4 protein-coding genes are annotated in these 4,451 nt (G+C 24.2%); all 4 read left to right on the top strand.

What is annotated here, in order from left to right; translation table 11 throughout:
• A partial coding sequence (gene rmuC, locus ACMUOV_RS01075; RefSeq protein ID WP_413852949.1) for a DNA recombination protein RmuC occupies positions 1-517 on the top strand: 517 nt, incomplete at its 5' end.
• Positions 518-541: 24 nt separating this feature from the next.
• The gene (locus tag ACMUOV_RS01070) at positions 542-1,987 is read left to right on the top strand and encodes a coiled-coil domain-containing protein (RefSeq protein WP_413852947.1); all 1,446 of its coding nucleotides are present in this window, start codon (positions 542-544) and stop codon (positions 1,985-1,987) included.
• A 16-nt stretch (positions 1,988-2,003) separates the two neighbouring features.
• Positions 2,004-3,053 (top strand): hypothetical protein, encoded by a 1,050-nt coding sequence (locus tag ACMUOV_RS01065; RefSeq protein ID WP_413852945.1) that lies wholly within the window; start codon positions 2,004-2,006, stop codon positions 3,051-3,053.
• 340 nt (positions 3,054-3,393) lie between these two features.
• Complete coding sequence (locus tag ACMUOV_RS01060) at positions 3,394-4,344, top strand: hypothetical protein (RefSeq protein ID WP_413852943.1); 951 nt, start codon at positions 3,394-3,396, stop codon at positions 4,342-4,344.
• Positions 4,345-4,451 lie beyond the last annotated feature (107 nt).

The raw sequence follows: 4,451 nt of genomic DNA, 5'->3' as shown, positions 1-4,451 counted from the left end.
TATTGAAGCAATAAATGGTTTTATTAAAAATTTATCATCCAAAAAATATACCGAAAAATTTATGGATAACGGAAAAAATATAAGTCCTGATTTTACATTAATGTTTATATATCCGGAAGAAGCATATATATCTGCTTTAAGATATAAACCTTCTCTAACCAATGAGGCTTGGAAAAAAGAAATAGCAATAGTATCGGCAACATCTTTGATACATACAATAAGGATAATAGAAAAATTATGGGATGTTCAAAGGCAAGTAGAAAATCATGAAAAAATAGTTTCTGTAGCAAAAAGTTTTAAGACAAGAATTATAAGTTTTATAGATAATATGGCAAAAGTAAGCGGTAATATTGAAACACTTAATACTAATTTTAACAAGTTTTCAAATACAGTTAAAGGTGATAGATGTTTAGAAAACTTATTAAAAGAACTATCTAATTACTGTATTAATTCGGAAAAAGAATTAGATTTAAATAAAATTAAAGAAATAAAAAATATTGAAAATAAACTTTTATAAAATAAATAAAATTAGGAGTATATCATGTCTTTTCTAAGTAACAAAAAGGAAATAAAAAATCAAGCTTTAGAAGAAGAAATATCTATTGAAGATATTTTAGATCAAGAAATTGTAGACAAACCTCAAATATTAAAAAATATTGCAACAAACAGATCGCAACAATATAAGATAAAACAAAGCGGTATGCCTGCATTCAGAACGGCACTGGATTATATTCGTATAAAAAGGATGGAAGTTGTAGCAAGACATAATACTAAAATAAGCACATTAGTTGAAAATAAAAAAAAATTGGAAGATGAAATAGACAATTTGAGAAGACAACAGAATGAACTAGACGAAAAAAAAAGACAAACGGTAGAAAACTTATCTAAGGAAGTAAGAGAAAAATATCAAAACAAAATAAATTCGGAAGAAAATGAAATAAAAAATAAAAAACAAGAAATAGAATTAATAGAACAGGAAATAGAGAAACTCAAAAATTCGGATAATCAATATAATTGGAGTTTTGAATTAATGATAGTAACTTTGTTGGCTGTTTTCTTGCTTGTATATCTGTGGTTATTTTATGCAACGGCAACATATTCTGCTTTCTTTAAAGATGTTGAAAATTTGGGAACAAAAATAATAAATACATTTTTAGATCCTACAGCAGTAAGCGATGCATGGAAACATGGTTGGGGTATAGGATTGTTTGTAACATTATTCCCTTGTATATTTGTGGCATTAGGATATTTTTCTTTTAATTTTGATAATAACGAAGAAAATATAAAAACAGAAAATAATAATAGAGAATATAATAATATAATAGTAAAAATTATAAAAGGATTTATAGATTTTTTTCAAAATAATAAATTTATAAAAGCTGTAGGGATTTTATTAATTGCTTTTATGTACGATGTTTTAATAGCTTACATAATCGCCGAAGGTGTTTTTAAACAAAATATAGGACTTGACGAAAATACTATATTTAATTGGAAAATTTGTTTAAAAGATCCTCATTTCTGGTTGATAATAGGAGCCGGTTTTATTGCATATATAATATTTGGTGGTATTTGTAATTTAGCCTCTAAAAAATGGGAAAATTTTAATTCGCAAAAAAGAGAAATAAAAAAGAGAGAGAAAAGTAAAAATTCAAAAGAAGCACGAATTTATCATATTGAAAATGTAAAAATACCTAAAATAATAGAAAGAAGAGAAAATGAAGAAAATAATATTCTAACATATAGGCAAATAAAAATTTTTGACGATGAGTATCAAAGAAAAGAAAATAGTATTAACGATAAAATACAAGCAATAAGTGTTATAGAAAATGAAATTAATAGTATAAGAAACACGGATATTCCTCCAAGAGAAATTAATATTTATAACTCTTATGTAGAAGGCTGGGGTCTGCCAATAGAAGATGAAACTTATAAAGCGGATGTGCATAGCTTTTATGAACAATTTAGAAAAGATCATAATATGAATTAAATAAGGAGATAATAAGATGAAAAACAAACTTCCACTATTAATTTTAATAGTTTTAGCATTAGTTGCAATTGTCGGTGCTATAATATATATTAACAATAAAGATATTACAGAAGAAAGTAGTGCGGAAGAATTATTAATAAAAAATGAAAAAGAAATTACAAAAAACAACAATATTCAAGAAGAATCCATTAATAATATAAAAAATAAGGATAAGCATTTAAATATTACAATTTTATTAGATTTATCTGATAGAATTGCAAAGATTACAAATGAAAATGGAATAGAATTAAAAAAGGATTTTGATCCAAAAGAAAGAGATTTAGAAATTATAAATACTGTTATTAATATTATAAAAGAAGATGCAAAAAAAGGAAACTTATCAGGTAAAAAGAAACTAATCAATTTAAGAAGTAAAATAAAAATGTTATGTATTCCAAAACCGCAAGATAATCAAATAAAATTTGATGGTTTAAATATTGATTTTTCTGATAAAAAATATAATGGTAGTAATTCCGGTTTGATTTTAAAAAATCGTCAATTTATTAATTTAGCAACAAAAACAGAAATAGTGAAACAAATATATGACAAAATATTACTAAATAAAATTTTTCCAGGTTCGGATATTTGGAAATTTTTTGAACAATATGCAAAAGCATATTGCATAGAAAAGGATTATAGAAATATTTTAGTAATTTTCACCGATGGTTATATTTACCATGAAGATTCTATTTATAAAGAAAAAAACAGATATTCTTATATAACAGGTAATTTACTAAATCAATATGGTTTTAGAAATAAAAATCTAACATTAGAAAAGATAAAACAGAAAATAAAAGAAGAAGACTTTGGCTTAATTACAAGAGTTTCAAATTTACAAGATTTAGAAGTTTTGGTTGTGGAAGTTTTATCAAATAAAAAATGTAAATTTGACGGATATGTCATTACTGAAGTATTGAAAAAGTGGTTTAATGAAATGGGAATAGTTCATAGTAATATATTGTTATCAAGTGATGATAAAAATTTAACCGGTAGTAAAATTAAAGAATTTTTTAATTATGTTCAGTAATAAATACTGAAAAAATTTAAGTGAAGTCTGTAAAATATATATGAAATGTTTATATGAAAATAAAAAGAATACTTTTGACATAGGCTGTATGTCTTTTCTTTTAGCTTTTTTGTGTCCTCCGTTATGGATATTTTTATATTTGATATGCATATTAAATTATTGTGATGACAGTGAACAAATAAAGCAATAATCAAAAATATCTCCTGTTAGAATGTTTACAAATTATGTATAATAACTCTTATACATAATTTGGCTTGGGTTCATTTGAAATAGTTGTCATTGTAGTCTTTTTGGTTGGTTTGCAGTTTATTGTAAAAAATAAATTTGTTTAAGGATTTTCATGACAAGTGATGAATTAATAAATTTAGCTTTTGGTTCGCAACAAATATATCCGTTGTTTGAACTTTATATATTTCAAAAAGATAAATATTTTTTGGAATATTTACAAATAAATTATCCTTCTGTATACGATTTTATAACATCAAAACAATTAACAATAAAACATTTAAAAGACGGTATTGCAGCAATAACTATAAATCAAACAACGGGGAATGTTATTTTATTTATAAATTACCATAAAATTACATACATAAGAAATATTTGTTTAGGTATGGAAACGGAAAGTTTTTATGAAACATTAGCTTGTTTGATAATGCACGAACAGTTACATTATATGTTAAAACACTTTAGAGTTCCTTTTGACGGATATAATCATAAACAACTGAACATTGCTCAAGATATGGTTATAGACAATATGATTCACAGAATTAATCCCGGCTGGAGAAATTGGCAAACCGTTGTAGATGAAATAAACAATACAATAGATAAACTTAATAAAAACACTATGTTTAACAAAATATCTACGGAAGAAAATTCTAAATACGATTTGTTAAATTTCAGTGATTTGGATATATATTTTTATATAAGTGAATTAAATCTTAAAAACGAACAAGAAAGAATAGATAAGCACGAATGGAACGGTGATAAAGTAACTGAAGATTCTAATGGTGCAGAACAAGAGCATTGTCAAAATAATGATACAGAAAATTCACAAGAAAAAAGTAAAGAAAACGATGAAAAACAAGATAATTCAGACAAAAAAGATAATAACAACGAAATAAATAAATCTGTTGAAGATATATTTGATAAGCTGGCATCAAAAGCAAGAGAAAGAATAGCACAAAATACTAACAGAAAAATAGCTAAATTAAATAACAATAATTCCGATTTGTTGGATAAAGTTATAAATAAATTGCAAATGGTAAAGAACATAACCTTTTTAATATATTGAAAAAATATATTAAAAAAGTAAGTTATAAACAAAAAATTAACACATGGAAAAAAATATCTAAAAAACAGCCATTAAAAAGACCTGGAGTAATGTATAAAAAAACTCCG

Origin of the sequence: Candidatus Ruminimicrobium bovinum (assembly GCF_902760015.1) — a bacterium.
GTDB lineage: Bacteria > Elusimicrobiota > Endomicrobiia > Endomicrobiales > Endomicrobiaceae > Ruminimicrobium > Ruminimicrobium bovinum.
The sequence above is the reverse complement of the archived record's forward strand: the minus strand, read 5'-3'. Positions and strand labels throughout refer to the sequence as shown.

Excerpts from the sequence above, each read along its gene's own strand:
- ACMUOV_RS01070 (WP_413852947.1), top strand. The coding sequence starts at position 542 with ATGTCTTTTCTAAGTAACAAAAAGGAAATAAAAAATCAAGCTTTAGAA.
- ACMUOV_RS01065 (WP_413852945.1), top strand. The coding sequence starts at position 2,004 with ATGAAAAACAAACTTCCACTATTAATTTTAATAGTTTTAGCATTAGTT.
- ACMUOV_RS01060 (WP_413852943.1), top strand. The coding sequence starts at position 3,394 with ATGACAAGTGATGAATTAATAAATTTAGCTTTTGGTTCGCAACAAATA.